Raw genomic sequence first — 23,867 nt, forward strand, 5'->3', positions numbered from 1 at the left:
ACTGGCGGGTCCGCTGTTCAGACCACCCGACCCGGATTGAGCAGGCCGCGCGGATCCAGCGCCTGCTTGATCTGCCGCATCAGCTGCATCGCCACCGGGCTCTTGCGTTGCGCCAGTTCCTCGCGCTTGAGCTGCCCGATGCCGTGTTCGGCGGAAATCGACCCGCCGTGCGCCGACACCTGGTCGTAGACGAGCGCGTTGACCCCGGCCTCGTGCTCGCGCAGGAAGTCGGCGGGCGTGACCCCCTCCGGCGCCTGGACGTTGTAGTGCAGGTTGCCGTCGCCCAAGTGGCCGAAGTCCACCAGCCGCGAGCCTGGGAAATGCTCCGCCAGCTGCGCGTCGCAGCGCTCGACGAAGGCCGGGATGCGCGACACCGGCAGCGCGATGTCATGCTTGATGTTCAGGCCTTCCTCGCTCTGCGCCAGCGGGATGGACTCGCGCAGGTGCCACATCGCCTGGCTCTGCGACAGGCTCTCGGCCACCGCCGCGTCGTCGATCGCGCCGCGCTCCAGGGCTTCCTCGAGCAGGCCCTCGAACTGCGTGCGGGCGTGGTCCTCGCCTTCACTGTCCGACAGCTCCAGCAGTACCGTCCACGGCCGCGGACCGAGCGGCTGCGTCAGCTGCGGGAAATGCTTGCCGACCAGCGCCAGCGACAGCGCGTTCATGACCTCGAAACCGGTCAGCGCCGCGCCGCAGCGTGATCGCGCCAGGTCCAGCAGCGTCACGGCGTCGCCCAGCGTGTCGCAGGCGGCCAGCGCCGTCATCCGCGCGCGCGGCAGCGGATGCAGCTTCAGCGTCGCCGCGGTGATCACGCCCAGCGTGCCTTCCGAACCGATGAACAGGTCGCGCAGGTCATAGCCGGTGTTGTCCTTGCGCAGCCCGGACAGCCCGTCCCAGACCGTGCCGTCGGCGGTCACGACCTCCAGGCCCAGGCACAGATCGCGCGCGTTGCCGTAGCGCAGCACCTGCGTGCCGCCGGCGTTGGTCGCGAGGTTGCCGCCGATGGTGCAGCTGCCCTCGGCCGCGAGGCTCAGCGGGAACAGCCAGCCCGCGTCGCGCGCGGCCTGCTGCACGTTCTGCAGCACGCAGCCGGCCTCGACGGTCATCGTCAGGTTGGACGGATCGATCTGGCGGACACGGTTCAGACGCTGCAGGCTGAGCAGCAGTTGCGCGCCCGAGTCGTCGGGAACGCCGCCTCCGACCAGTCCGGTGTTGCCGCCTTGCGGCACCAGCGCCACGCCGTGCTCGCGGGCGAGCGTCACGACCGCGGCGACCTGCGCCGTGTCCGCCGGTCTCACCACCGCGAGCGCGCGCCCCACATAGCGCTTGCGCCAGTCGCGTTCGTAGCCGGAGAGATCGTGCTCCGCCGGCAGCAGGACGTGCGCCTCGCCCAGCGCTGCGCGCAACGCATCGATCAGGGCGGCACTCATGCGGCGTCCTTCGCGCTGTCCTTCACGGCGGCGTCCTGTCTCGATGCGTCGACTGCCCCGGCGGCATCCGGCCGGGCTTCAGCCAGCCGCGCCTCGGCCAGCCGCTGCCGGATCTGCGCGGCGCAGGCGACGAAGATCGTCACCGACAACACCACCTCGACCCACGCGAGCGCCATGCCGACGCCGCCCTCGGACGTGCCGCGCACCAGCCCTTCGGTCACGTAGAGCCAGATCATCAGGCTGAGCCAGCGATAGGTGTACATGCGGTAGCGCCACAGGCCGGGCAGCGGCAGCAGCAGCGGCAGCGCCTTGATCGCGAGCGTGCCGCGCCCGGTCGGCGCGAGCCAGAGCTCCCACGCCAGGCACACCAGCGCCAGCGCCAGCGTGGCGAAGAACGCGAGCTGCCGGCTGCCGCGTTCGCGCGCGGTCGGGGCCGAGCGGGACGTCGGCGAGGCCGGCGCGGCGCTCATCGAAGGGGCGGCATCGAGGCTTGACATGGCTGGCATCATAGCCAGCATGATCAGTGAAGTTCAGGCGCAGACGCAGAGCTGGCGCGAGGGAATCCGGGAGCTCGGACGGGAGCTGTTGACGTGGCCGTATGCGCGCACGCTGCGCCTGTTCGTGCAGCGTTTCCGCGAGGAACGCCTGGGCCTCACGGCCGGCAGCCTGACCTTCACGACGCTGATCTCGCTGGTGCCGCTGCTGACCGTCGCGCTGGCGCTGTTCACCGCCTTCCCGATGTTCTCCAGCTTCCAGTCCGCGCTGGAGAAGTACTTCCTCAAGTCGCTGATCCCCGACAACATCGCGCGCCCGGTGCTGATGTCGCTGACGCAGTTCGCGGCGAAGGCGAACCGGCTTGGCGTCGTCGGCCTGATCGTGCTGGCGGTGACGGCGCTGTCGCTGATGCTCACGATCGACCGCACGCTCAACCAGATCTGGCGCGTGCAGCGGCCGCGGCCGATCGCGCAGCGCGTGCTCGTGTACTGGGCGGCGCTGACGCTGGGCCCGTTGCTGCTGGGCGGCAGCCTCACGGTCACCAGCCTGCTGGTCTCGGCCGGCCGCGACCTCGTCGACAACCTGCCGCGCGGGCTGGTGGTGCTGCTCAACAGCGTGGACCTGCTGGTGCTTTGGGCCGCGATCGCGGGGCTCTTCCACTACGTGCCCAACACCGACGTGCGCTGGCGCCACGCCCTGACCGGCGCGGCCTTCGTCGCCGTGGCCTTCCACCTGGCCAAGCTGGCGCTGGCCTGGTACGTGAAGCAGGTGCCGACCTATTCGACGCTCTACGGCGCGTTCGCGGCCGTGCCCATCTTCCTGATCTGGATCTATGTCGGCTGGTCGATCGTGCTGCTCGGCGCGATCCTGGCGGCCAACGCGCCGGCCCTGGCCGGCGGCGTCAGCGTGCGCGGCAACAAGCCCGGCATGCAGATGGCGCTGGCGCTGGACGTGATCGGCGAGCTCGACGCGGCGCGCGCCGGCGGGGAGTCGGGCCTGTCGATGCTCGGCCTGTCGCAGCGCATGTCGGTCGACCCGCTGCAACTGGAACCTGTGATCCAGCACCTGCAGAAGCTGGACTGGATCGGGCGCCTGGAAGAGGAGGGCGCGCAGCGCCTGGTGCTGCTCTGCGAGCCGTCCTCGACGATCGCCGAGCCCCTCATCCGCACGCTGCTGGCGGACCGGCAGCCGGGCCTGTCGGCGCTGTGGGAGCAGGCCGGCTGGGAACAGACGACCGTGGGCGTGCTGATCGGGCGCGGCTCACCCGCCGGGTCTGTCGGGTCCGGCGGGGCGGCAGGGCTCGCGACGCCCCTGACGCCCGCGGCGTCCTCGACCGCGTCCGCTACCGCAGCCACGTGACGGCCGCGCCGCCGATCACCGCCAGCAGGGCTACCACGGAAAAGATCGCCCGCCGGAAGGGCGGCTTGGGTCGCGTCGCGCCCGTCGGTTTCATGCCGTACTTCGGCGTGGCGCCGAGCGGCAGCGCGGCCTTGTCGATCAAGGGCGTGGAGCGATGCTCGCGCGCTCTCTGCTCGGCGACGCGCAGACGCGCGGATCCATCCAGCAGCTGGAGCTGCTTCGCCTGGGTTTCGGTATCGATCGTGGCCGGTTGGGTCGGGGTGGGGATGTGGGGGTGCTTGTCTGAAAACGAGCGTTGCTGCATGTGGACTGCCTTGACTGCAATACGCTCCCTCGCCTCCGCGAATGCGGCCCATTGTGACGACGCTGACGCAGGGGTCAAGTAACAGGGGGTTGATTCTGCCGTTCGCAAGGCGTCCGGGAAGGGGTCTTGTGGGGGGACGAGTCTGATTGAGGCTAGACTTGATAGCAATCTCTCATCGGAGTGATATCAATGGCAGCGGTGACGATCAGGAATCTTTCGGATGTCGCCCATGAGGCGCTCAAGCGTCGTGCTGCGCGTCATGGACGAAGCACTGAGGCTGAGATTCGCCAGATCCTGGAGGATGCGGCAGCTCCCGCGGAAGGGCTGGGCACGGCGCTGGCGCGCATCGGTCAGCGGATGGGGCAACCCGGTTTGAAGCTTCCACGGCGCACGACGAAAGTGACGCCGGCTGAGTTCGAATGATCCTGCTTGACACCAATGTCGTGTCCGAACCGCTCAAGCCGCGGCCAAGCGCGGCGGTGTTGGGGTGGTTGAACGCTCAGGATCCCTGGGATCTTCATATTTCCACCATCACCGTGGCCGAGTTGTTCGCGGGCGTGGAGGTCTTGCCCAAGGGGAATCGCCGCTCAGGGCTGCAGCGTCTCATTGAGCGCGAGCTGCTTCCGCTCTTCGAGGGTCGTATCCTGCCGTTCGATGAAAGTGCCGCACGAGAGTTCGGCAAGATCGTTGGGCTTGGAAAGGCAAAAGGACGACCGGTGAAGTTTGACGATGGCGCCATTGCAGCGATTGCAAAGGCCAATCGCATGACCGTGTCGACTCGCAACATCAAACATTTCGAAACGACTGGGGTCCACGTTGTGGATCCATGGCTCTGGACGTCCTGACGACGAGCCCAGACCCGTTGCGTCAGGCGTGCAGCACGACCAGCAGCGCCGTCGCCGCTTTCTTCGACAGGTTGCGGATGGCGTGCGCGCCGTCGACCGCGTAGCGCGCGGTCTCGCCGGTCTTGACCATCTGGCGGCTGCCGCCGGCCGTCACCTCGAGTTCGCCACCCAGCACGCTCAGGTGCTCGCGGGAGCCCGGCTCATGCGCTGCGGACTCCAGCGCGCCGCCCGGTTGCACGGTCAGTTCGTACCACTCGAAGTTGCCGGCCAGGTCGATGGGACCGAGGATCCGCAGCCGGCACAGGCCGTCGGGGCTGGACAGCCCGGGCGTCCCGTGCGACGCGACGATCTCGATCGGCGGCGCGGCGGGTCTTTCGCCGCCCAGCAGCTCGGACAACTCCACCCGCAGCGCATTGGCCAGCCGCCACACCACGGCCACCGTGGGATTGGCCTGGTTGCGCTCGATCTGCGAGAGCATCGACTTGGACACGCCCGCTCTTCGCGACAGTTCGTCCAGTGACAGGCCCTGCGATTGCCGCAGCGTCTGCAAGGTCGCACCGACGCGCGGTGGTTCCAGTTTCTCGGAAGGAGTGGCGGACATCGGCGGCTTGGGCAAAAGGGCGGCGAGCGTTCGGGACATTCAGGGAAACGGGGGAACTCGGGTAGCGTTCCGGGAAGCGTCGACGCCTTGACCGGCTGCGGTGCTTCCTTGATACTGCACGGCTGTTCGATATAACGAACACGTTCGATTTAACGGATTGTGCCGCAGGAGCACCGCATGACCAACATCGTCCCCCCGTCCACCGACGACTTCTATCGCCACCTGCAGAACGAGCTGCAGGGCATCCGCGACGCCGGCCTCTACAAGAGCGAGCGCATCATCACGGGCCCGCAGGGCGCGATCGTGAGGACGAACGACGGTCGCGAGGTGCTCAACCTGTGCGCCAACAACTACCTGGGCCTGTCCTCGCATCCGAAGGTCGTGGAAGCCGCGCATGAGGCGCTGCGCACGCACGGCTACGGGCTGTCGTCGGTGCGCTTCATCTGCGGGACGCAGGACATCCACAAGGAACTCGAGCAGCGCCTGGCGCGTTTCCTCGGCACCGAGGACACCATCCTGTACGCGGCCGCCTTCGACGCCAACGGCGGTCTGTTCGAGCCGCTGCTGGGCGAGCAGGACGCGATCATCAGCGACGAGCTGAACCACGCCTCCATCATCGACGGCATCCGCCTGTGCAAGGCCAAGCGTTTCCGCTACAAGCACAACGACATGGCCGACCTGGAGGCTCAGCTGACGGCCGCGCGCGCCGCCGGCGCCCGCCACGTCATGGTCTTCACCGACGGCGTGTTCTCGATGGACGGCACGATCGCGCAGCTCGACAAGATCCGCGAGATCACCAACCGCTTCGGCGCGCTGCTCGCGATCGACGAGTGCCACGCCAGCGGCTTCATGGGCAAGACCGGTCGCGGCACGCATGAACACCGCGGCGTGTTCGGCAAGGTCGACATCATCACCGGCACCCTGGGCAAGGCGCTGGGCGGTGCCTCGGGCGGTTTCACGACCGGTCGCAAGGAAGTGATCGAGCTGCTGCGCCAGCGTTCGCGCCCCTACCTGTTCTCCAACACCGTGGCGCCGAGCATCGTCGGCGCATCGATCGCCGTGCTGGACCTGCTGGAAGGCAGCACCGCGCTGCGCGACAAGCTGGAGGCCAACACGACCTACTTCCGCGAGGCGATCCAGCAGGCCGGTTTCCAGATCAAGCCGGGCACGCATCCGATCGTGCCGGTGATGCTGTTCGACGCCGTCAAGGCGCAGCAGCTGAGCGCGCGCCTGCTGGAGCTGGGCGTCTACGCGGTCGGCTTCTTCTACCCGGTGGTCCCGAAGGAGCAGGCCAGAGTGAGAGTGCAGATCTCCGCCGTGCATGAGCGCGAGCATCTGGAGCAGGCGGTGGCCGCGTTCGCGCAGGCGGGCCGCGAGCTGGGCCTGGTGAAGTAAGAAGCAGCGTTAGAAGAAGATCCCATGACGACGAAGATCCTGTTGATCGGCGCGAACGGCCAGATCGGTTCCGAACTGGCGGTGGAGCTCGCGAAACGCCACGGCAACGCCAACGTGATCACCAGCGACGTGGCGCCGCAAGGCCGCGTGCCGCAGCTGACGCACGAGATGCTGGACGTGACGGACGCGGCCGCGCTGGCGGCGGTGGTCAAGCGCCACGGCATCACGCAGGTCTACCACCTGGCGGCGGCCCTGTCGGCCACCGGCGAGAAGCACCCGATGTGGGCCTGGGACCTGAACATGAAGGGCCTGCTCAACGTGCTGGAGCTGGCGCGCACGGTGAAGCTGGAGCGCGTGTTCTGGCCGAGCTCGATCGCGGCCTTCGGTCCGCAGACGCCCAAGCGCGACACGCCGCAGACGACGGTGATGGACCCGACGACGATCTACGGCATCTCCAAGCTGGCGGGCGAGGGCTGGTGCCGCTGGTACCACGCCAACCACGGCGTGGACGTGCGCAGCCTGCGCTACCCGGGCCTGATCAGCTGGAAGACGCCGCCCGGCGGCGGCACGACCGACTACGCGGTCGAGATCTTCCACGAGGCGCTCAAGCGCGGCCGCTACACCTGCTTCCTGAAGGAAGACCAGGCGCTGCCGATGATGTACATGCCCGACGCGCTGCGCGCGACGCTGGAGCTGATGGAAGCCCCGGCGGACCGCATCACCGAATGGGGCAGCTACAACCTGGCGGGCGTGAGCTTCACGCCGGAGCAGATCGCCGCGTCCATCCGCCGCCGGATCGCTGGCTTCGAGATCGACTACGCGCCGGACTTCCGCCAGAACATCGCGGCCAGCTGGCCGCAGTCCATCGACGACTCGGTCGCGCAGCGCGACTGGGGCTGGAAGCTCGGCTACGACCTGGACGCGATGGCGGACGACATGCTGGCGTCGCTGAAGGCGCAGGCGGAGCAGGCTCCGCCGTCGGCGCAAGGCTGAGCGGTCAGGCGGACAAGGACGTAGAGTTCGGGGCTGATTCCTTCAGTCCAGTTCATCCAAGTGTCCCGACTCACCGCTGAATTCCAACGTCTCTACGCCGCCGGTCCTGACGGATCGGTGCGCGCGCTCGTGCTCGACGTCGGGCGCCCCTCGGATTGGGACCTGCTCGGCGCCGTCTGGCGCGGTGTGCAGCTCGATCTGTCGCTGCCCGCGCCGGGCATCGCCATCGCGGGGGAGAACAGCTATCAGCTGTGGTTCTCGCTGCAGCAGGGCTGTTCGCCGGACGAGGCGAGGGCGTTCTTCGACGGATTGACGGCGCGCTACCTCAGCGACGTCGCCGCGCCGCGGATCCGATGCCTGACGGAGCCTCCGGCGGTGCCGGCCGAGGTCAAGGAAGGCCAATGGTCCGCGTTCGTCGCGCCGGACCTGGCGCCGGTGTTCGTCGAGGCGACGTGGCTGGACATCCCGCCGGGCGTCGAAGGGCAGGCGGACCTGCTGAAGACGTTGAAGAGCATCACCCCGCAGGAGTGGGCGGTGGCGATGGGGCAGCTCGCGCCGATGCTCCCGCAAGACCTGGCACCGGCAACCGCGTCGTCGACGCCGGACGCCTCCGGCCCAGCGTCTTCTTACGCGCTCGCCACCGGCTTCAGCGATCCCCGCGCATTCCTGCTGCAGGTGATGAACGATGCGACCGTACCGATGGCGCAGAGGATCGAGGCGGCGAAGGCGTTGTTGCCTGTCATGGCGACGCCCTGACTTCAGCCGGTCAAGGTCAGCACGCCCTCCGGATACCTGGCGCACATGAAGTCCACAAACGCCTTGACCTTGGGACTCGCGAGCCGGCGCGAGGTGTGCAGCACCCACAGCTCGACCTCCTTGCCGCTCACTGCGCCCCATTGGACGAGTTCGCCGCGCGTGAGCTGGCTCCAGACGATGGATTGAGGCAGCAACGCGACGCCCGCGCCTGCGAGCGTGGCGTCTCTCACCATCAGCATCGACGACAGCCGCAGCACCGGTCTTGGTGCGAGCCTCAGCGCGCCGCCGTCGAGTTCCCAGACCTCGCCCTCCCGGGTCGCGCTGACCACCGCGGGCACCTCCACTGCGGGCACCTCCACCGCGGGCACCTCCACCACGGTTTCGCTCGAAACTGCCTCGCCCGAAGGCGCCTTGCCTGCGGCGGATCTGCGAGAGACCGTCTTGCCTGAGATGGGCCTGCTGGATGCAGGCATCGCGAACGACGGCGCCGCGACGACCACCAGCCGGTCCTTCGCGAAGCAGCGTCCCACGAGCGCGGTGTCCATGCGCGGGTTGGGCCGGATCGCCACGTCGAACCGTTCATCGACGAGATTCACCACCCGGTCCTCACCGACGACCTCGACGGTCACGCCGGGGTGGAGCGCGCGGAACTCGGCACTCAAGCGTCCCATCGCGAGCTGCGAGAACAGCAGCGGCGCGGCGACGCGCAATTGCCCGCGGACCTGATCCGCGCCCTCGCGCGTGGACGCGAAGGCATCGGCCACCTCGTTCATCGGGCCTTCCGTCCGACTGAGCAAGGCCTGACCCGCTTCCGTCAGCTCCAGACCCGTCGCGCTGCGCTCGATGAGGCGCACGCCGAGCTGCTCCTCCAGATCCGCGACGCGACGCGAGAGGGTCGCCTTCGAGCGCCGGCTGGCGCGGCTCGCCCGCCCGAAGCCGCCATGCGTCGCGACCAGATTGAAGTCCGCCAGTGCGTTCAGGTCCATGTGTTCCACCAATGAGACAGACAGTATCGATTTTGGCGTCTGTGTTTATCGAATGCAACGGCCTATCGTTCATCCATCGCAACCCACCGATGGAAGGAACTGAACCATGACCACCGTGCAAGCCCTGACCCTGAATGCCTACGGCGGCGCCGAGGCCACCACGATGTCCACGATCGCCGCCCCGGTCGCGCAGGCCGGCCAAGTGCTGGTGCGCGTTCGGGCCGCCGGCCTCAACGCCCTCGACTGGAAGGTGCGCGAGGGCTACGTTCGCGACGCCTTTCCGATCGCCTTGCCGGCGGTGCTTGGCATCGAACTGGCCGGCGTTGTCGAGGCCGTCGGCCCCGGCGTGTCGCGCTTCCAGGTCGGCGATCGTGTGATGGGGCCGCTCGGCGCTCTGGGCGCCTACGCCGAACTGGTCGCCGTGAACGAGGCGAATCTGGCGCCGACGCCCGAAGCGCTCGATGACCTGACCGCCGCGTCGCTGCCCGTCGCCGTTCTGGCCGCCTGGCAGAGCCTGCACTTCGCCGGCCCCCTCTGGCCGTCCCAACGCGTGCTGGTGCATGGCGCGGCCGGTGGACTGGGGCGCTTCGCAGTCCAGTTCGCGAAGCGGGCCGGCGCTCATGTCATCGCGACCGCCGCCAGCGACGACATCGACGCGGTCCGCGCGCTCGGCGCTGACCAGGTCATCGACTACCGGACGGAGCGCTTCGAATCGGTGGTGCGCGACATCGACCTGGTGCTCGACTACGTTGGCGGCGACGTGCTCGACCGCACGTGGCAGGTCTTGTCCCGCAACGGTGTTGTCGTCGGCACCTCGTCGCCCGGGATCCTGGCCAGCACGCCGTCAGGCCTGCGAGGCCTGTGGTTCGTCATGAAGCCCGACGCGGCGCTGCTGGGGCACGTCGCGCAGCAGGTCGCCAGGGGCGAGCTGCAGGCCCGCGTCGGCGAGGTCGTGCCCTTCACGGCGCTGCCCGCCGCCATCGAGCGCCACCGCAACGGCGCCATCCACGGCAAGGCCGTCGTCGACTTCGGCGCCTGATCGATTCCCCGTCACCCCGTTCTCCCGTTCCCTTTCACCACCCACCATCCCCACAAGGAGTCCCCCATGAGCATCCTCGTCACCGGTGCCAGCGGCACCATCGGTTCCCTCGTCGTCCAAGGTCTCGCGCGCGAAGGCGCTTCCGTCAAGGCGCTGGTCCGCAAGTCGGGCAGGGCGCAGTTGCCGGACGGCGTCACCGAGGTCGTCGCCGACATGTCCGACATCCCGTCGATGCGCCACGCGCTGTCGGGCGTGCGCACGCTGTTCCTGCTCAACGCGGTCACGCCGGACGAAGTCACGCAAGGCCTGCAGACGCTGAGCCTGGCGCGGGAGGCCGGCATCGAGCGCATCGTCTACCTGTCCGTGATCCACGCGGACCGGTTCACCGACGTGCCGCACTTCACCGGCAAGCACACGGTGGAGCGGATGATCGAGAGCCTGGACCTGCCCGTGACGGTGCTGCGCCCGGCCTACTTCATGCAGAACGATCAGCAGGTGCAATCGGTGATCGAAGGCTACGGCGTCTATCCGATGCCGATCGGCACCGCGGGCGTGGCGATGATCGACACGCGCGATCTGGCGGATGTCGCCGTCGCGGAACTGCTGCGCCGTGATGCAGCGCCCGGACCGCTGCCGCGTGTGGTGCTCGACGTCGTCGGCCCGGAGGAACTGTCGGGCGCCTCGGTCGCCGAAGCCTGGAGTCGCGTGCTGCAGCGGGAGATCCGCTACGGCGGCGATGACCTCGCGGCCTTCGAGGCCCAACTGGCCAACGCGGCGCCGTCCTGGATGGCCTACGACATGCGGTTGATGATGGCCCGCATCCAGCAGCACGGCATGACCCCGGCCGCCGGCACCGTCCAGCGCCTGGAGACCCTGCTGGGTCGACCGTTGCGGCGCTACGAGGCGCTGATCGGAGAACTCGCTGGCGCGGCGTGACGCCAGCGCGCGGGGAATCCAGGCAGGTCGTCGTCAAGACGACTCGCCGGGTTCCTGTAGCCAGCGACGGAGGCAACTCGGGGCGTTGATGCCATATCGCTTGGCGACCGCTTCCACATCTTCCCCCGCCTTCACGGCCTCCCCGGCAGGACCATGGCAGGCCAACTCCTGCAATCGGAAGTGGTAGCTGACGTTGCTGAAGCCATGGCGGAGGAAGACATCCACCACCCTCTCGCCCGCCAGGACGGCCTGGCTGGCTGGCCCATCGAAAACCATCTGGTCCAACCTGCGGATGGCACCTTCACTGAAATAAAATTGATATCCCCTGCGCTTGTTACTGAAGAAACTGCCGGACTGATACACCTCCTGAATGGGTTGCCCCGCCAGCGCGGCGGCCCCGGCAGGTCCGTCGACGGATCGATGCGCCAGATAGTCGTAGCCCATCCTGTCCAGATCGAACGCGCTGGCGGTCTCGGAGACTGAAGCGCCAGCGCCCACGAGTGCGCTTGCCTCCTTGTGAGCGACGGTCCATGCCAATCGCTTCATCTCCCGAGGCGACGACAGTTGGAAGGCGGCGGCGACCGCCTCCTCGCTTTCTCCTGCTTCCACGGCGGACCAGGCGCTGTCATGACATGCCAGTCTCAACTTCAGGGCCAATGGGGGCTGGTCCGCGATGTGAGGCAAGGAGGCGACGACAGCGTAAAAGTCGGCGACGCGGTCGGACCGCCGCACCGCAGGCAATTCGCGGAGGCGCGTCGCCCACTGCTGCAGGGCGTCGACCTGATGCGCGGGCCGCAAACCCTGGATCGATGAGGTCAACACGGCGAGGTCGGTGGAGCGTTCGCACGCTTTTCTCACAGCGTCGAGCGTGCGCGCCTGGTTCAGCTGGTAGGCGAAGGAAGCGGCGATGTGTCTGGAACCTGTGCGGGTGAGTGCGACAAGATCCTTTGCGCCGAGATGGCTGCCGATCCTTTCGAGCAACTCCGGGGGCAACTCGGCCAAAGAGCGCTCGGTACCAGAGGCCGCATCCTGCGCCGCTGTCTCCGTGGCGGCATGAACTTCAGCAAACGCACTCAATCCTTGCGCCGCGCCGTCGTGCGCGTTCGTCGTCTTCATCATTGGCCTGTCCTGGTTGACCTCGATTTGAACCTCCACTCGCGACACGGCGAATGGAAGGGTCCTTTGTCAACCAAGTCCAGCGTGGGTTCGGGTGCCTGGGACGATCCGGAACGAGGCGGTGTCCGGCCCCCCCATCAGAACCGGATCTTCCCGATCCAGATGTCCTTGTACATGACCCAATCGCCCATGAAGCTGTACAGCGGCCGCTTGAACGACGCGGGCCGGTTCTTCTCGAACCCGAAGTGCCCGATCCACGCGAACGCGTAGCCGCACAGCAGGCCGATGAGCACGAAGCTCCACGTCTGCGTCGCCAGCGCGTAAGCCAGGCACAGCAGCCCCAGCGTCGAGCCGACAAAGTGCAGCCGCCGGCAGGTCCGGTTGCGGTGCTCGCCGAGGTAGAAGGGATAGAACTCGGCGAAGCTGCGCATGGCCTTCACGCGGTCGGCGTTCGGGTCCGAATCCTGGGGCGCGTGGGGCAGGGGGCTGGTGCTCATGGTCGTCTCCTGGCGCGGCCCTCGCGGGCCGTCTGCTTGGCTGAGGTCGTCACCGTACGGCGCTCAGACCAGCGCCGCCTTCAATGCATTCAACATCCCCTCCGGCGCCTCGGTCATCAGTGAATGCCCGGCCGGCAAGGTCTGCACGCGCGCGCCGAGCATCTCGGCCAGCTGCTTTGCCGCCTTCGGCGGCGTCATCGCGTCTTTCGCGCCAAGGATCATCTCCGACCGGATGCCGGCCGCGGTCACTTGCGCGACAGCTTCCGGCGCGCGCTGGTAGCGATCGCAGACCAGGAAGTCGTGCTCGAAGAGATTGCCGTGCTCGCCGTAGCCGTCCTGCATGCGCTCCATGAGCGCCAGGTTGCCGCCGTGCATCCACGCGCCCGGTCCGGGATAAGAGGGCTTGCCCGCCGTCGTCGAGTGCGAGAACGCGTTGACCATCGCCATCGCCGCCCGCGGCCGTTCGCGCGAGGTGCTCAGCAGCGCGTCCGAGACCTTCATCGGCCACGCGGTGCCGACCATCACCAGCCGCGACACGCGCGCCGGGCGCCGTGCCGCGGCTTCGAGCGCGATCAGCGAGCCCATCGAGTGACCGACCAGCGACACCGTGCCGTTTGCGCCCGGCGCGCCGACGCCGGCGGCGTCGAGCACCTCGTTGATCCAGTCACCGAGCGCCTCCACATCGCCCAGCGCGGGACCTTCGCTGCGGCCGTGCCCGGGCAGGTCGACCGCCAGCACGCCGTGGCCGTGATGGGCGAAGTGGCGCGCCAGCAGCGTCCACACGCTGTGGTCGTGCAGCGCGCCGTGGATGAACACGACACACGGCAGGGTCGCGTCGAAGCGCTTGCCGCCGGTGTACGCATAGGCCGACCGGCCTTGGACCTTGAGCTGCTTCGCACTCATTTCGACGCCACCTTCAACGCGGTTTTCAGATCGGCGATCAGGTCGTCGGGATCTTCCAGTCCGATGGACAGGCGGATCGTCCCGGCCCGGATGCCCGAGGCCGCGAGCGCCGCGTCGTCCATCCGGAAATGCGTCGTCGACGCAGGATGGATGACCAGCGAGCGGGCATCGCCGACATTCGCCAGATGCGAGAACAGCCGCAGCGATTCGATGAAGCGCCGGCCCGGCTCGCGTCCGCCCTTCAAGTCGAAGCTGAAGACCGCGCCGCTCCCCTTGGGCAACAGTTTCTGCGCCAGCGCGTGATCGCGATGCGAAGCCAGTCCGGGGTAGTTCACGCGCTCGACGATGTCCTGGGCCTCGAGGAACTCCGCGATCTTCTGCGCGTTGCTCACATGGCGCTGCATCCGCAGCGGCAGTGTCTCGATGCCCTGCAGGATCAGCCAGGCGGTGTGCGGGCTCATGCAGGCGCCGAAGTCGCGCAGGCCCTCGCGACGCGCGCGCAGCAGGAAGGCGCCGACGGTGCTTTCCTCCGAGAACACCATGCCGTGGAAGCCGTCGTACGGCTCGCAGAGTTCGGCGAAACGGCGACGCTCGCCGCTTGCCGCATGGGCACGGTCCCAGTCGAAGCGCCCGCCGTCGACCAGCAGTCCTCCGACGACGGTCCCGTGCCCGCACAGGAACTTGGTGGCCGAGTGGTAGACGAGGTCCGCCCCCAGCGCGATCGGCCGCTGCAGATACGGCGTCGCGAAGGTCGCGTCGACCAGCAGCGGCCGGTGCACCTCGTGCGCGATCTGCGCGATCGACGGGATGTCCAGCACGTCGAGGCCGGGATTGCCGAGGCTCTCGCCCAGCAGCAGCTTCGTCTGCGGTCGGATCGCCGCGCGCCAGGCGTCCAGGTCGCCGGGCCGCACGAAGGTCGTCTCGATGCCGAAGCGCTTCAGCGTGTAGTGCAGCAGGTTGTGGGAACCGCCGTACAGCGCGCTCGACGCCACGATGTGGTCGCCGGCCGCCGCGATCGTCGCGATCGCGAGGTGCAGGGCCGCCTGGCCGCTGGCGGTGGCCAGGCCGCCGATGCCGCCGTCGAGGGCGGCGATGCGTTCCTCCAGCACGGCCGTCGTCGGGTTCGACAGCCGCGAGTACACGTGCCCGCTGCGTTCCATGTTGAACAGGCCCGCGGCCTGCTCGGCACTCTCGAACACGAACGAGGTCGTCAGATGCAGCGGTACGGCGCGGGCGCCGGTGGTGGGGTCGGGCGCGGCCCCGGCGTGTAGCGCCAAGGTATCAAAGCCCGGGTCGGATGGACCTGACATGGGTGTCTCCTGCTTGTTATGGTGTCCAGTCGTGTCTGGCGCCGGGCATTGTGTGCTATGTTGCCAGTCAAGCTTTTTCTCCCACGTCCATGAAAGTCTCCGACATCCTGCGCGTCAAGGGCAGCACGCTCTTCACCGTCTCTCCCGACACCCCGCTGGCCCAGGCCGCGGAGACCATGGCCGAGCGCGACATCGGATCGCTGGTGGTGATGGAGTTCGGCGATCTGGTCGGCATGCTGACCTTCCGCGAGGTCATCCAGGCGGTGGTCGGCAACGGCGGCAGCGTCGGGACCCGGCTGGTGCGCAGCGTCATGGACGACGCGCCGCTGACCTGCACGCCCGAGACCGAGATCGACGAGGTCCGCCGCATGATGCTCGGCCGTCACGCGCGCTACATGCCGGTGCTCAACGGCCGGCAGCTGATGGGCGTGATCTCGTTCTACGACGTGGCCAAGACGGTCGTCGACGCGCAGGACTTCGAGAACCGCATGCTCAAGGCCTACATCCGCGACTGGCCGGCCGAGGACGGCGCCACTGCCGCCTGAGCGCCCGCTCAATTGAAAACGCCCCGGAGTTCCGGGGCGTTCTTCATTGCAGGTTGGATGTCAACGCTCGATGACGACGTTCGTCGTCACATCCATGCCACGCCGTAGTAGTCATAGACCTTGCGGCCGTACTCGTCGGAGTACTCGGGGCGGTCGGTCTGCGCGTAGCGCGGCGCCTTCTCGAGCTGGTCTTCGCGCAGCGGCACGACGTAGCCATCCAGGCTGGTGTCGTACTTCAGCATGTTCCACGGGATCGGATACCGGTCGGTGCCGATGCCCAGGAAGCCGCCGAACTCCAGCGCCGCATAACGGACCAGGCCCGAGCGCTTGTCGATCACGAGGTTGTCGATCGAACCGAGCTTGTCGCCGTTGCCGTTGTAGACCTTGGTGCCTTCGACGCGATCCGAGGCGATGGTGGTGCTTGCCATGAGGGGTCTCCTGGTGGTTGGGATAAGACCTTCGAGGCAATCGCCGTGCCGGTGCCCGCGGGAATTTCTCTTGCCTCGACAAAGAAAATCCTTCCCGCCCTCAACGCCGCCCTCAATGCCGCGCTCCGCCGCGGCCGTCCCGCATGCCCAAGCTGCCCCACGCCGTCCAGGAAGCCGTCGACATCGTCAGCGAAGCCGCGCAAAGCTGGAGCGACGACAACGCGCCCAGCATGGGCGCGGCGCTCGCGTACTACACGCTGTTCTCGATCGCGCCGCTGCTGCTGATCGTCATCAGCGTGGCGGGCCTGGTGTTCGGTGAGCAGGCCGCGCGCGGCGAGGTCATGGAACAGCTTTCCGGACTGCTCGGGACCGACGGCGCCGCGGCGGTCGAGGATCTGCTCAAGCGCGTGAACCGGCCGGAGGAGGGCGGTTGGGCCGCCGCGATCGGCACGATCGTGCTGCTGGTGGGGGCGACCTCCGTCTTCGCCGAACTGCAGAACTCGCTCAACCGGATCTGGAAGGCGCCCACCGTGCGCAGCGGGCCGGTGTGGCAGGGGCTGGTCACGCTGCTGCGCAAGCGTCTGCTGTCGCTGGGCCTCATCCTCGGCCTGGGCTTCCTGTCGATGGTCTCGATGGTGGCCAGCGCCGCGCTCGCCGCGATCAGCAAATGGTGGACGCCGTGGCTGGGCACCGAGTTCGTCCTGCTCGCGCAGATCCTGAACGGGACGCTCGCCTATGCGCTGATCACGGTGATGTTCGCCGTCATCTACAAGTGGGTGCCGGACGTCCCCGTGCGCTGGCGCGACGTCTGGGTCGGCGCGCTGATCACGTCGGCGCTCTTCAGCCTCGGCAAGACGCTGATCGGGCTGTACATCGGCCGCAGCGGCGTGAGCTCGGCCTACGGCGCCGCGGCCTCGCTGGTGGTCATGATGCTGTGGGTCTACTACTCGACCCAGGTCTTCCTGATGGGCGCCGAACTGAGCTGGGCGTTCGCCAAACGCCACAGCCTGCGGGAGCAGGCCGCCGAGACGGCCACGCGCACGCTGGCGCCGGGCTGACGCGCGCCCGGCGAGAGCACGCGATCACCCGCCAACCCGCGCCGATCCTCGCTCTGCGTCCGGCACGTCGCTTGCCACTTCGACGGGATGATCGCGACGTCCCTCGAACAGCGCGCCCGCCCGCCGACCGCTCCGGAGTCGGGCGACGCGGGCGTGCTCGCGCTGGACGCGCTGCCGGTCGACGCGCACACGCAGGCCGAGGAGCGTCACCGCCGATGGTGCAACGTGCGTCGCGTACTGCTGGTGCGCCTGGACGGCGTGGCGGGCGTGCTGGCCTCCACCGCGTCCTTCGCGGCGGTGCACGAGACGATGCCGTGGACGCAGTCGACGCTGCTCGCCGCGCCCGAGGCGCTGGCGTTGCGGCCGCATCTGCAGGCGGTGGACGAGGTCGTCACCTTCAACGCGCCCTGGACCGCCAGCGGCACTGCCGCGCTGAACGCGGAGCCGTCGACGATGCGCGGCGACGCCGAGATGCACCTGGTGCGCAAGCTGCGCCGCAGCCACTTCGATGCGGCCGTGCTGTTCTCGCCGTCGTCGCAGAGCGCGTTGCCGGCGGCCCTGCTGTGCCGCATGGCAGGCATCCCCTTGACGCTGGCCCATGTTCGCGAGCCCGCGCATGGCCTGCTCAGCGACGAGCTGCTGGACGACACGGCCGCCGACGACGACACCCGCCGTCAGCTCGCCCTGGTGGCGCACGTCGGCATGCGCACCGCCGACGAGCGTCCCCGCCTGCGGCTGCTGCCCAAGGACACCCACCAGATGCGGAACGCCTTGCAGCAAGCGGGATTGCGCTTCGGTCAGCGCTACGTCCTGGTGTGCCCGGGCGGGGGCGGCGCGCGCCACTGCCAGCCCGCGGCATTCGCGGCGGCGGCCGACGTGCTGCTCGACGCCTGGGCGGACGACACGGCGGTCGTGCTGTGCGCGTTGCCCGGCGAAGAGGCGGCCCTGGCCGAACTGCGCGCGACGATGCCGCAGCGGGGCCACGTCTTGCTGCCGACCGTGTCGATCGGGGAACTGGCCGCGCTGGCGGCCGGCGCCCGCGTGGTCGTGGCCACGGACGACCTGCCGCTGACGGTGGCCGCCGCGGCGCGGGTGCCCGCCGTGCTGCCCGGCGAGGCCTTGCGACGCGAGATGAACTTTTCCTGAACCGCTGAGGGTTCGGCAGCGACACATCGCGATCGAGCCCTGATCGAGCCCCGATCGAGGGGTGGCGCCACTTCAGCGAAAGGAATTCCATGTACAACCATTTCGGATCGACTTCGGCATCGTCGCGGGCGTTCCCCGGCGGCGCAGATGAGTCGATGTTTCCCTCCTCGATCCAGATCACCGAGCTGCCCGATGACGCCGAGGTGGACGACGGCAAGGACGCGGTCGACAAGGACAGCCCTGACGTGAAAGCCTTCCTCAGCGAACTGAAGGCGAAGCAGCACAAGGAGCAGGCTCGCCTGTTGGCCGGATTCCGCCGGCAGATTGCCGGACAGCAGGAGCCCTCCACGCAGCCCACTCTGCAGCCGACTCTGCAGCCGACCCTGCAGAACGAGGCCCGGCACGAGTTGCTGCAGGCCCAGAAGCAACTGCGAGCGGCCCAGCAACAGCTGAAGCAGGCCTACCGGCAGGTGCAGCAATTGCAGCGATCGTTGTCGCCCTGGTCTGTGCCGGACCCGTTTGCCGCGTCCGGCCCATGGGCCATGCCGAATCAGTGGGCCATGCCGGACCGATGGACGCGCTTCGATCCTTACGGCTGCAGCTCATTCGGTCCCAGGTTCCACCCCCCGTACGCCCCGCCGTTTGCGTCGATCTGCTCGCCTTATGGCATGAGCTTCGCGGACCGCTGCGCGTTTTCGCCCTTCGATGCATGCGGTGCCTTCGGATCGACGCTCCAGGCCGGACTGGCCGGCCTGATCGGTTTCGAATTGGGTGCGGCGCTGTTCTGACCGCCTGACCTCCTGCGGGATGTCCCGCATGCCCATGTCGCGGCAACTAAATCGTCACAGGACGTTCGTGCGGGCACGGTGCTTGCCTCTCCTGCGAGCCGCGCGTGGACGCTCGGCGACCGCGCGGACCGGACGGATGCCCGACTGCGCTCCCGTTTCCATCACAGGAGGTTTTCATGCACCTGCACAAGCTTGCTTGGGCGATTCCGCTGACGTTGGCCGCGACCGTGGCCCACGCGGAGAGCTCCGGCAGTTTCCTGGAGGGTGCCAGGCTCGCGGCGCTGGTCCGTCCGGAGGCCGCGGCCCCGGCGAACGGCCCGTCCCGCCACGCTCCCGCCGGTGTCCGTCCCGCCCCGCAGGGTCAGACGCCGTCGCCGAGCACCTCTGCGTCTCCGAGCCCGTCCTCCGTCATCGACGCCGATAGCGAGTCTTCCGGCGCGTCGTTCGAGATCCGCAACTTCCTCACCCTGGTCGTCGCCTTGGCCTTGGTGGGATGGGTCCAGCGCCGCCGTCGGGATGCCTGAGTTCCCCGTCGATTTCAGCGGTCCCGCAGACCGCTTGCCGGCACCGGCGTGGTTCTCGGACCGCGGCCGGTGTCGTTTTGTGGGGCGTGTTGTTCGTATGCCGTTTGCGTGCGGACGCTCATCGACCAGCTCTCACCGGAATATTTTTCAAATCGAATCGCCAAGGGGCTGGCAAGCGGGCCGCTTGCTGCAAGAATGAGTTAGATGAGTTCGGTTGACCTAGTTCACGAAAGTCCCGCCTCAAAAGAAGTGACCACCCCCCATAACGAAGGATGTACCGGTGACCCATGCGTTGATCGTGGATGACGATATCGATTCCGTCGCCACCCTGCAGGAACTGATCGCGAGCGAGAAATTCACCGTGTCGGTGGCCCATACCTTGCGCGATGCCCGGCGGCACATCGCGCTGCAGCAGCCCGACGTGGTGCTGCTGGATCTGCAACTCCCCGACGGCAACGGCATGGAGCTGTTCCAGGATCCCCAGTTGGTGGCCAACTCCGAGGTGGTGCTGATCACCGGTCACGCCAGCCTGGACACCTCGATCCAGGCGCTGCGCCTGGGCGCGGCCGACTACCTGGTCAAGCCGATCAACATCAAGCAGCTGCAGGGCGTGCTGTCGCGGGTGATGAAGCCCGCCGCGCTGCAGGCCGAGGTCTCCGAGCTGAACGCCAACCTGGCCAACACCGGTCACTTCGGGCTGCTGTGGGGCCGCACCCAGCCGATGCAGCGGATCTACGAACAGATCTCGCGCGTGGCGGGGACCAGCGTGTCGGTCTTCATCAACGGCGAGAGCGGCACCGGCAAGGAGCTGGTCGCGCAGACGGTCCATGACCTGAGCCGCCGCCGCAAGAAGCCGTTCCTGGCCGTGAACTGCGGCGCCATCTCGCCCAACCTGATCGAAAGCGAGATCTTCGGCCACGAGAAGGGCGCCTTCACCGGCGCGGACAAGCAGCACGAGGGCTTCTTCGAACGCGCCAGCGGCGGCACGCTGTTCCTCGACGAGCTGACCGAGATGCCGATGGAGCTGCAGGTCAAGCTGCTGCGCGTGCTCGAGACCGGGCGCTTCATGCGCGTGGGCTCGACGACGACGCTCGATGCCGACGTGCGGGTCATCGCTGCGTCCAACCGCCCGCTGCTGCAGGCGGTGCAGGCGGGCAAGCTGCGGGAGGACCTGCTGTACCGCCTCAACGTGTTCCCGATCGAGATGCCGCCGCTGCGCGACCGCCTCGATGACGTGCCGCTGCTGGCCGACCATTTCCTGCGCCAGATCGCGGCGAAGGAAGGCAAGAACAAGCGCTTCACGGCGAAGGCGCTGGCGCAGCTCCAGACCTACCACTGGCCCGGCAACGTGCGCGAGCTGCGCAACGCGGTCCAGCGCGCGTATGTGATGGCGGTGGCCGATGTCGTCGACGAGCAGTGGCTGCCCAAGGGCGAAGGCGCCGACCCGCAGTCCACGGCTGCGTCGGCCGCGGCGGTCACCAGCCTTGGCGGGGGCGTCCCGGCAGCCGCGCCGGCGCCGGCCTTCGTGACGGCGGCGGAAACCTCCGGTCCGTCGATCACGATGCCGCTCGGCAGCTCGATGGCGCAGGTGGAGAAGGCCTTCATCCTGGCCACGCTCCAGCACTACAAGCACCACAAGGAACAGACCGCGGCCGTGCTGGGCATCAGCCTCAAGACGCTCTACAACCGCTTGAAGGAATACGCTGCCGAAGACGCGGCGGCGGCGGACAAGGCCGAGCAGTAAGCCTTTCCTCGGATCCCCTCTCCCGCTTGCGGGAGAGGGCGGGGGTGAGGGCCAGCGGTGCTGGCATGCGGCCTGCCTTGGGAAAGGCAGGAGGACTCGTATGTCGTTGCGTTGGGTATCCGATTGCGAACCCGGTCTGCGCCGCAAGCGCGCGGCCAAGGGCTTCCGTTATGTCGATGCCGCCGGGCGGCCGGTGCGCGACGCATCGACCCTGAAGCGCATCCGCGCATTGGCGATTCCGCCTGCCTACGAGGACGTGTGGATCTGCACCCGCGACGACGGCCATATCCAGGCCACGGCGCGCGACGCGCGCGGTCGCAAGCAGTACCGCTATCACGCCGACTGGATGGCCCTGCGCGGCGAGAACAAGTTCAGCCTGCTGCTGGACTTCGGCCAGCGCCTGCCCCGCCTGCGCAGGCAGGTGCAGCGTCGGCTGCGCCCGGACGGTGTCGATCGCAGCCTCGACCGCGAACGGGTCATCGCGGCGCTGGTGCGGCTGCTCGATCGCACCTGGATGCGCATCGGCCATCGCGAGTACGCGCGCAGCAACGGCTCCTACGGCCTCAGTACCTTGTTGTGCCGGCATGTGAAGGTGAAGGGCGACGCGCTGCTGTTGAGCTTCCCCGGCAAGAGCGGCGTGCGTCACCAGCTTGCCGTGCGCGACGACCGCGTCGCGGCCCTCGTGCGCCGTTGCCGCGATCTGCCCGGGCAGGAGCTGTTCGGCTACGAGGACGAGGCGGGGGAGCCCCATCGCATCGATGCCTCCGACGTCAACGACTGGCTCGCCACCGCCGGCGGTCCGACCTGCAGCGCCAAGGTCTTCCGCACCTGGCACGCGAGCGTGCTGGCGCTGGACCTGCTGTCGGACCACGCCCGCGCCGGCACCGCGCCGGTCGACGCACTGAAGCAGACGGTGAAGGAGGTGGCCGCGCGGCTGGGCAACACCGTGGCGGTCTGCCGCAAGTCCTACATCCACCCGGCGGTGCTGGCATGGGGGCAGTCCGACCGTCTGGCGACCTTGCCGTCGCAGCGCTGGATCGGCCAGCCGCCGGCGGTGGCCGGCCTGAGCGTCGCGGAGCGGCGGCTCATGGGGCTGCTCCGGACGCAGCCTCGCGTGGAGGTTGCTACGCCTGCGCCTGCGCCTGAACCTGTGAAGCCTTCGGCGAGGAAGTCGACGCCCCGTTCGCCGGGCTCAGCGGGGCGTCGAGCGCCTCGTCCGTCAGCGCCGTCGACGTCGAGGCCGACGCCGCCTCGCGCAGCAGGTGCTCGGCCAGCGACGGCCAGTCGCTGAAGACGCCCGCCGGCTCGCGCAGCGGGGAGCGCCGCCAGACGGTCTCGCCGCCGGTGTCGAGCAGCAGGCCCGTGGCCCCGGCGCGATGACCCGCCTCGACGTCGTCGAGCAGGTCGCCCACCATCCACGAGCGACCCAGATCGAGGCCGTGCGCCCGCGCCGCGCGCGTCAGCATGCCGGGCGCGGGCTTGCGGCACAGGCAGGCCGGACGGCCCTGCGCATCGGGCGCGTGCGGGCAGACCGCAACGTCGTCGAGCGCCACGCCGAATTCGTCTTTCAGGCGGCGCAGCAGGGCGCCCTGCAGATGCGCGAACTGGACACGGGTGAACGCGCCGCGCGCGATGCCGCTTTCGTTGGTGACCAGCACCAGCGCCAGCCCCGCCGCGCTCAGCCGCGCGAGCGCCTCGCCCGCGCCGGGCATCAGCCGCAGACGCGAAGGATCGTGGATGGCTGCGTCGTCGGGTTCGACCAGCGTGCCGTCCTTGTCGAGAAAGACCGCCGGGCGCAGCGATCCCGGCAAAGGGCCATCGGGCCGCTGGCGGGAGAAATCCAGGTCGTGGAGGGAAAGGGTGGCGAGGGGAGCGTCGAGCCAGGCGGTCACGGGGGCAGCCTCCGCGACGCGCTCAGCGCACCCAACCGTAGTCGGTCTGGCGCGGCGCCAGCGACTGTTTGTGCCGGGCCATCAGGCCCGGCTCCCGTCTGGCACTGTCGGCGGCCGGATCGATCATGACGCCGGTCTGCAGTCCGTCGGCGGGCGCGGCAATCGAGTCGGCGGGTCGCAAGCCGCGTGGCGGCGGCAGCAGTTCGGCCAGGCGGGCCAGCGTCCTGCGCACATCCAGCGGCTTGGCCCACAGCTCGAGGAAACCGCAGCCGAGGGCGTCGAAATCGGAATCGGCCGTCACCGCGATCGCCGGCACCTGCGCCCAACCGCGCCGCATGCGCAGCAGCTTCAGCAGGTCCGACCCGTGGCAGTCGGGCAGGTGGAGATCGACCAGCAGCAGCGATGGCTGCAGCTGCGCGCTCAGGCGCCAGGCGGGCATGCCGGCCTCGGCGACGTGCAGGCGCAGGTCGCGGCGCTGCTCGAACATCGCCTCCATCACGATGACGTTGAGAGGGCTGTCTTCGACGTACAGCACCGACGTAAGACCGTCGTTCATCGTTTCGCTCCTTCCCTGTTCGAATACGGTTGGTCGCGAGAGAGGGCAATCGCCGTGCCTGAAAGTCTCCCCAACCCTGGGGATTCCATGCGGGGGCACCGGACCTGCACCGGGTCGATATCGACGCTTCCCGGAGGCAGTAGGCTCGTCCGGTGTAACCGGTCGATGATCCATCCGTCAATCTCGGTGACACGTTGAGTAGGCCTTCTTTTTTCTCCGGT

At 68.5% G+C, this 23,867-nt stretch carries 26 protein-coding genes and 1 pseudogene; 15 read left to right on the plus strand and 12 right to left on the minus strand.

Going from position 1 to position 23,867, the window contains the following annotated elements; genetic code table 11:
• Nucleotides 1-17 precede the first annotated feature (17 nt).
• Together AC07PR_RS00810 and AC07PR_RS00815 are read right to left on the minus strand one after the other, a co-directional pair.
• A complete protein-coding gene (locus AC07PR_RS00810) occupies nt 18-1,430 on the minus strand; it encodes an FAD-binding oxidoreductase (protein WP_495134043.1) in 1,413 nt (470 codons plus the stop codon).
• On the minus strand, nt 1,427-1,927 hold the full coding sequence (locus tag AC07PR_RS00815; protein WP_495134044.1) for a DUF2069 domain-containing protein: 501 nt from the start codon (nt 1,925-1,927) through the stop codon (nt 1,427-1,429). Before AC07PR_RS00815 ends, AC07PR_RS00810 begins: the two co-directional genes overlap by 4 nt.
• Before the next feature lie 19 nt (nt 1,928-1,946).
• Here AC07PR_RS00815 and AC07PR_RS00820 point away from each other — a divergent pair, with 19 nt between their 5' ends.
• On the plus strand, nt 1,947-3,284 hold the full coding sequence (locus AC07PR_RS00820; protein ID WP_495134045.1) for a YihY family inner membrane protein: 1,338 nt from the start codon (nt 1,947-1,949) through the stop codon (nt 3,282-3,284).
• Here AC07PR_RS00820 and AC07PR_RS00825 read toward each other — a convergent pair.
• Complete coding sequence (locus AC07PR_RS00825; protein WP_495134046.1) at nt 3,268-3,588, minus strand: hypothetical protein; 321 nt, start codon at nt 3,586-3,588, stop codon at nt 3,268-3,270. The genes AC07PR_RS00820 and AC07PR_RS00825 overlap by 17 nt on opposite strands.
• 189 nt (nt 3,589-3,777) lie before the next feature.
• Here AC07PR_RS00825 and AC07PR_RS00830 point away from each other — a divergent pair, with 189 nt between their 5' ends.
• Nucleotides 3,778-4,011 (plus strand): FitA-like ribbon-helix-helix domain-containing protein, encoded by a 234-nt coding sequence (locus AC07PR_RS00830; RefSeq protein WP_377154822.1) that lies wholly within the window; start codon nt 3,778-3,780, stop codon nt 4,009-4,011.
• The gene (locus AC07PR_RS00835) at nt 4,008-4,433 is read left to right on the plus strand and encodes a type II toxin-antitoxin system VapC family toxin (protein WP_377154823.1); all 426 of its coding nucleotides are present in this window, start codon (nt 4,008-4,010) and stop codon (nt 4,431-4,433) included. The genes AC07PR_RS00830 and AC07PR_RS00835 overlap by 4 nt, the downstream gene beginning before the upstream one ends.
• A 22-nt stretch (nt 4,434-4,455) precedes the next feature.
• On the opposite strand, the gene AC07PR_RS00840 is transcribed toward AC07PR_RS00835, so the two are convergent.
• Nucleotides 4,456-5,034: a helix-turn-helix domain-containing protein gene (locus AC07PR_RS00840; protein WP_431103853.1), complete on the minus strand. Its 579-nt coding sequence runs from the start codon at nt 5,032-5,034 to the stop codon at nt 4,456-4,458.
• 177 nt (nt 5,035-5,211) lie between these two features.
• Here AC07PR_RS00840 and kbl point away from each other — a divergent pair, with 177 nt between their 5' ends.
• Genes kbl through AC07PR_RS00855 form a run of 3 tightly spaced genes read left to right on the plus strand, consistent with a single transcriptional unit; the run spans nt 5,212 to nt 8,178 of the window.
• The gene (gene kbl / locus AC07PR_RS00845) at nt 5,212-6,429 is read left to right on the plus strand and encodes a glycine C-acetyltransferase (protein WP_377154825.1); all 1,218 of its coding nucleotides are present in this window, start codon (nt 5,212-5,214) and stop codon (nt 6,427-6,429) included.
• Nucleotides 6,430-6,453: 24 nt separating this feature from the next.
• Entirely contained in the window at nt 6,454-7,422 is a 969-nt protein-coding gene (locus AC07PR_RS00850; RefSeq protein WP_495134047.1) for an NAD-dependent epimerase/dehydratase family protein, read from the plus strand.
• 60 nt (nt 7,423-7,482) lie between these two features.
• Nucleotides 7,483-8,178, plus strand: coding sequence for a hypothetical protein (locus AC07PR_RS00855; RefSeq protein ID WP_495134048.1), 696 nt, complete (start codon nt 7,483-7,485; stop codon nt 8,176-8,178).
• 2 nt (nt 8,179-8,180) lie between these two features.
• On the opposite strand, the gene AC07PR_RS00860 is transcribed toward AC07PR_RS00855, so the two are convergent.
• Nucleotides 8,181-9,164 carry a LysR family transcriptional regulator gene (locus AC07PR_RS00860; RefSeq protein ID WP_495134049.1) on the minus strand — a complete coding sequence of 328 codons (984 nt, stop codon included), beginning with the start codon at nt 9,162-9,164 and terminating at the stop codon, nt 8,181-8,183.
• A gap of 106 nt (nt 9,165-9,270) precedes the next feature.
• Here AC07PR_RS00860 and AC07PR_RS00865 point away from each other — a divergent pair, with 106 nt between their 5' ends.
• Both AC07PR_RS00865 and AC07PR_RS00870 read left to right on the plus strand, forming a co-directional pair.
• Nucleotides 9,271-10,203, plus strand: a complete 933-nt coding sequence (locus AC07PR_RS00865; protein ID WP_377154829.1) for an NADP-dependent oxidoreductase — start codon at nt 9,271-9,273, stop codon at nt 10,201-10,203.
• A gap of 66 nt (nt 10,204-10,269) precedes the next feature.
• Entirely contained in the window at nt 10,270-11,139 is an 870-nt protein-coding gene (locus AC07PR_RS00870) for an NmrA family NAD(P)-binding protein (RefSeq protein ID WP_495134050.1), read from the plus strand.
• 33 nt (nt 11,140-11,172) lie between these two features.
• Here AC07PR_RS00870 and AC07PR_RS00875 read toward each other — a convergent pair whose 3' ends face one another.
• The 4 genes from AC07PR_RS00875 to AC07PR_RS00890 form a co-directional block, all read right to left on the minus strand.
• Nucleotides 11,173-12,255 (minus strand): F-box protein, encoded by a 1,083-nt coding sequence (locus AC07PR_RS00875; protein ID WP_495134051.1) that lies wholly within the window; start codon nt 12,253-12,255, stop codon nt 11,173-11,175.
• A 137-nt stretch (nt 12,256-12,392) separates the two neighbouring features.
• Nucleotides 12,393-12,752, minus strand: a complete 360-nt coding sequence (locus AC07PR_RS00880) for an Mpo1-like protein (RefSeq protein WP_431103845.1) — start codon at nt 12,750-12,752, stop codon at nt 12,393-12,395.
• A 63-nt stretch (nt 12,753-12,815) separates the two neighbouring features.
• Nucleotides 12,816-13,655: an alpha/beta fold hydrolase gene (locus AC07PR_RS00885; protein WP_495134052.1), complete on the minus strand. Its 840-nt coding sequence runs from the start codon at nt 13,653-13,655 to the stop codon at nt 12,816-12,818.
• Nucleotides 13,652-14,965: an O-acetylhomoserine aminocarboxypropyltransferase gene (locus tag AC07PR_RS00890; protein WP_495134053.1), complete on the minus strand. Its 1,314-nt coding sequence runs from the start codon at nt 14,963-14,965 to the stop codon at nt 13,652-13,654. The genes AC07PR_RS00885 and AC07PR_RS00890 overlap by 4 nt, the downstream gene beginning before the upstream one ends.
• A gap of 89 nt (nt 14,966-15,054) precedes the next feature.
• Between AC07PR_RS00890 and AC07PR_RS00895 the strand changes: the two genes are divergently transcribed.
• Nucleotides 15,055-15,510, plus strand: a complete 456-nt coding sequence (locus AC07PR_RS00895) for a CBS domain-containing protein (RefSeq protein WP_377154834.1) — start codon at nt 15,055-15,057, stop codon at nt 15,508-15,510.
• 86 nt (nt 15,511-15,596) lie between these two features.
• Here the strand turns inward: AC07PR_RS00895 and AC07PR_RS00900 are convergent, their stop codons facing one another.
• Nucleotides 15,597-15,938, minus strand: a complete 342-nt coding sequence (locus AC07PR_RS00900; RefSeq protein ID WP_067272510.1) for a PRC-barrel domain-containing protein — start codon at nt 15,936-15,938, stop codon at nt 15,597-15,599.
• Between the two features lie 143 nt (nt 15,939-16,081).
• On the opposite strand from AC07PR_RS00900, the gene AC07PR_RS00905 reads away from it, so the two are divergent.
• From AC07PR_RS00905 to AC07PR_RS00930, 6 genes are all read left to right on the plus strand, one after another.
• On the plus strand, nt 16,082-16,996 hold the full coding sequence (locus AC07PR_RS00905) for a YihY/virulence factor BrkB family protein (RefSeq protein WP_483106588.1): 915 nt from the start codon (nt 16,082-16,084) through the stop codon (nt 16,994-16,996).
• A gap of 87 nt (nt 16,997-17,083) precedes the next feature.
• Nucleotides 17,084-18,142: a glycosyltransferase family 9 protein gene (locus AC07PR_RS00910; RefSeq protein WP_483106587.1), complete on the plus strand. Its 1,059-nt coding sequence runs from the start codon at nt 17,084-17,086 to the stop codon at nt 18,140-18,142.
• An 89-nt stretch (nt 18,143-18,231) separates the two neighbouring features.
• Nucleotides 18,232-18,930, plus strand: coding sequence for a DUF2968 domain-containing protein (locus AC07PR_RS00915; protein WP_483106586.1), 699 nt, complete (start codon nt 18,232-18,234; stop codon nt 18,928-18,930).
• 176 nt (nt 18,931-19,106) lie between these two features.
• Nucleotides 19,107-19,454 carry a hypothetical protein gene (locus AC07PR_RS00920; RefSeq protein ID WP_483106585.1) on the plus strand — a complete coding sequence of 116 codons (348 nt, stop codon included), beginning with the start codon at nt 19,107-19,109 and terminating at the stop codon, nt 19,452-19,454.
• 280 nt (nt 19,455-19,734) lie between these two features.
• Nucleotides 19,735-21,198, plus strand: a complete 1,464-nt coding sequence (locus AC07PR_RS00925; protein WP_377154840.1) for a sigma-54-dependent transcriptional regulator — start codon at nt 19,735-19,737, stop codon at nt 21,196-21,198.
• A gap of 100 nt (nt 21,199-21,298) precedes the next feature.
• Complete coding sequence (locus AC07PR_RS00930) at nt 21,299-22,489, plus strand: DNA topoisomerase IB (protein WP_495134054.1); 1,191 nt, start codon at nt 21,299-21,301, stop codon at nt 22,487-22,489.
• 13 nt (nt 22,490-22,502) lie between these two features.
• On the opposite strand, the pseudogene AC07PR_RS00935 reads toward AC07PR_RS00930, so the two are convergent.
• Both AC07PR_RS00935 and AC07PR_RS00940 read right to left on the minus strand, forming a co-directional pair.
• Nucleotides 22,503-23,090 (minus strand): annotated as a pseudogene (locus tag AC07PR_RS00935) (D-glycero-alpha-D-manno-heptose-1,7-bisphosphate 7-phosphatase); the annotation flags it as partial.
• Between the two features lie 22 nt (nt 23,091-23,112).
• Nucleotides 23,113-23,646 (minus strand): response regulator, encoded by a 534-nt coding sequence (locus tag AC07PR_RS00940; RefSeq protein ID WP_495134055.1) that lies wholly within the window; start codon nt 23,644-23,646, stop codon nt 23,113-23,115.
• Nucleotides 23,647-23,867 lie beyond the last annotated feature (221 nt).

Source organism: Roseateles sp. GW821-FHT09H11 (genome assembly GCF_059415845.1).

What these genes read in the sequence shown, in the direction of transcription:
- AC07PR_RS00880 (WP_431103845.1), bottom strand. Translation starts at nt 12,752, where the DNA reads ATGAGCACCAGCCCCCTGCCCCACGCGCCCCAGGATTCGGACCCGAAC.
- AC07PR_RS00905 (WP_483106588.1), top strand. Translation starts at nt 16,082, where the DNA reads ATGCCCAAGCTGCCCCACGCCGTCCAGGAAGCCGTCGACATCGTCAGC.
- AC07PR_RS00820 (WP_495134045.1), top strand. Translation starts at nt 1,947, where the DNA reads ATGATCAGTGAAGTTCAGGCGCAGACGCAGAGCTGGCGCGAGGGAATC.
- AC07PR_RS00930 (WP_495134054.1), top strand. Translation starts at nt 21,299, where the DNA reads ATGTCGTTGCGTTGGGTATCCGATTGCGAACCCGGTCTGCGCCGCAAG.
- AC07PR_RS00840 (WP_431103853.1), bottom strand. Translation starts at nt 5,034, where the DNA reads ATGTCCGCCACTCCTTCCGAGAAACTGGAACCACCGCGCGTCGGTGCG.
- AC07PR_RS00940 (WP_495134055.1), bottom strand. Translation starts at nt 23,646, where the DNA reads ATGAACGACGGTCTTACGTCGGTGCTGTACGTCGAAGACAGCCCTCTC.
- AC07PR_RS00875 (WP_495134051.1), bottom strand. Translation starts at nt 12,255, where the DNA reads ATGAAGACGACGAACGCGCACGACGGCGCGGCGCAAGGATTGAGTGCG.
- AC07PR_RS00860 (WP_495134049.1), bottom strand. Translation starts at nt 9,164, where the DNA reads ATGGACCTGAACGCACTGGCGGACTTCAATCTGGTCGCGACGCATGGC.
- AC07PR_RS00815 (WP_495134044.1), bottom strand. Translation starts at nt 1,927, where the DNA reads ATGTCAAGCCTCGATGCCGCCCCTTCGATGAGCGCCGCGCCGGCCTCG.
- AC07PR_RS00890 (WP_495134053.1), bottom strand. Translation starts at nt 14,965, where the DNA reads ATGTCAGGTCCATCCGACCCGGGCTTTGATACCTTGGCGCTACACGCC.
- AC07PR_RS00835 (WP_377154823.1), top strand. Translation starts at nt 4,008, where the DNA reads ATGATCCTGCTTGACACCAATGTCGTGTCCGAACCGCTCAAGCCGCGG.
- AC07PR_RS00850 (WP_495134047.1), top strand. Translation starts at nt 6,454, where the DNA reads ATGACGACGAAGATCCTGTTGATCGGCGCGAACGGCCAGATCGGTTCC.
- AC07PR_RS00830 (WP_377154822.1), top strand. Translation starts at nt 3,778, where the DNA reads ATGGCAGCGGTGACGATCAGGAATCTTTCGGATGTCGCCCATGAGGCG.
- AC07PR_RS00910 (WP_483106587.1), top strand. Translation starts at nt 17,084, where the DNA reads ATGATCGCGACGTCCCTCGAACAGCGCGCCCGCCCGCCGACCGCTCCG.
- AC07PR_RS00900 (WP_067272510.1), bottom strand. Translation starts at nt 15,938, where the DNA reads ATGGCAAGCACCACCATCGCCTCGGATCGCGTCGAAGGCACCAAGGTC.
- AC07PR_RS00865 (WP_377154829.1), top strand. Translation starts at nt 9,271, where the DNA reads ATGACCACCGTGCAAGCCCTGACCCTGAATGCCTACGGCGGCGCCGAG.
- AC07PR_RS00870 (WP_495134050.1), top strand. Translation starts at nt 10,270, where the DNA reads ATGAGCATCCTCGTCACCGGTGCCAGCGGCACCATCGGTTCCCTCGTC.
- kbl (WP_377154825.1), top strand. Translation starts at nt 5,212, where the DNA reads ATGACCAACATCGTCCCCCCGTCCACCGACGACTTCTATCGCCACCTG.
- AC07PR_RS00915 (WP_483106586.1), top strand. Translation starts at nt 18,232, where the DNA reads ATGTACAACCATTTCGGATCGACTTCGGCATCGTCGCGGGCGTTCCCC.
- AC07PR_RS00920 (WP_483106585.1), top strand. Translation starts at nt 19,107, where the DNA reads ATGCACCTGCACAAGCTTGCTTGGGCGATTCCGCTGACGTTGGCCGCG.
- AC07PR_RS00885 (WP_495134052.1), bottom strand. Translation starts at nt 13,655, where the DNA reads ATGAGTGCGAAGCAGCTCAAGGTCCAAGGCCGGTCGGCCTATGCGTAC.
- AC07PR_RS00825 (WP_495134046.1), bottom strand. Translation starts at nt 3,588, where the DNA reads ATGCAGCAACGCTCGTTTTCAGACAAGCACCCCCACATCCCCACCCCG.
- AC07PR_RS00810 (WP_495134043.1), bottom strand. Translation starts at nt 1,430, where the DNA reads ATGAGTGCCGCCCTGATCGATGCGTTGCGCGCAGCGCTGGGCGAGGCG.
- AC07PR_RS00895 (WP_377154834.1), top strand. Translation starts at nt 15,055, where the DNA reads ATGAAAGTCTCCGACATCCTGCGCGTCAAGGGCAGCACGCTCTTCACC.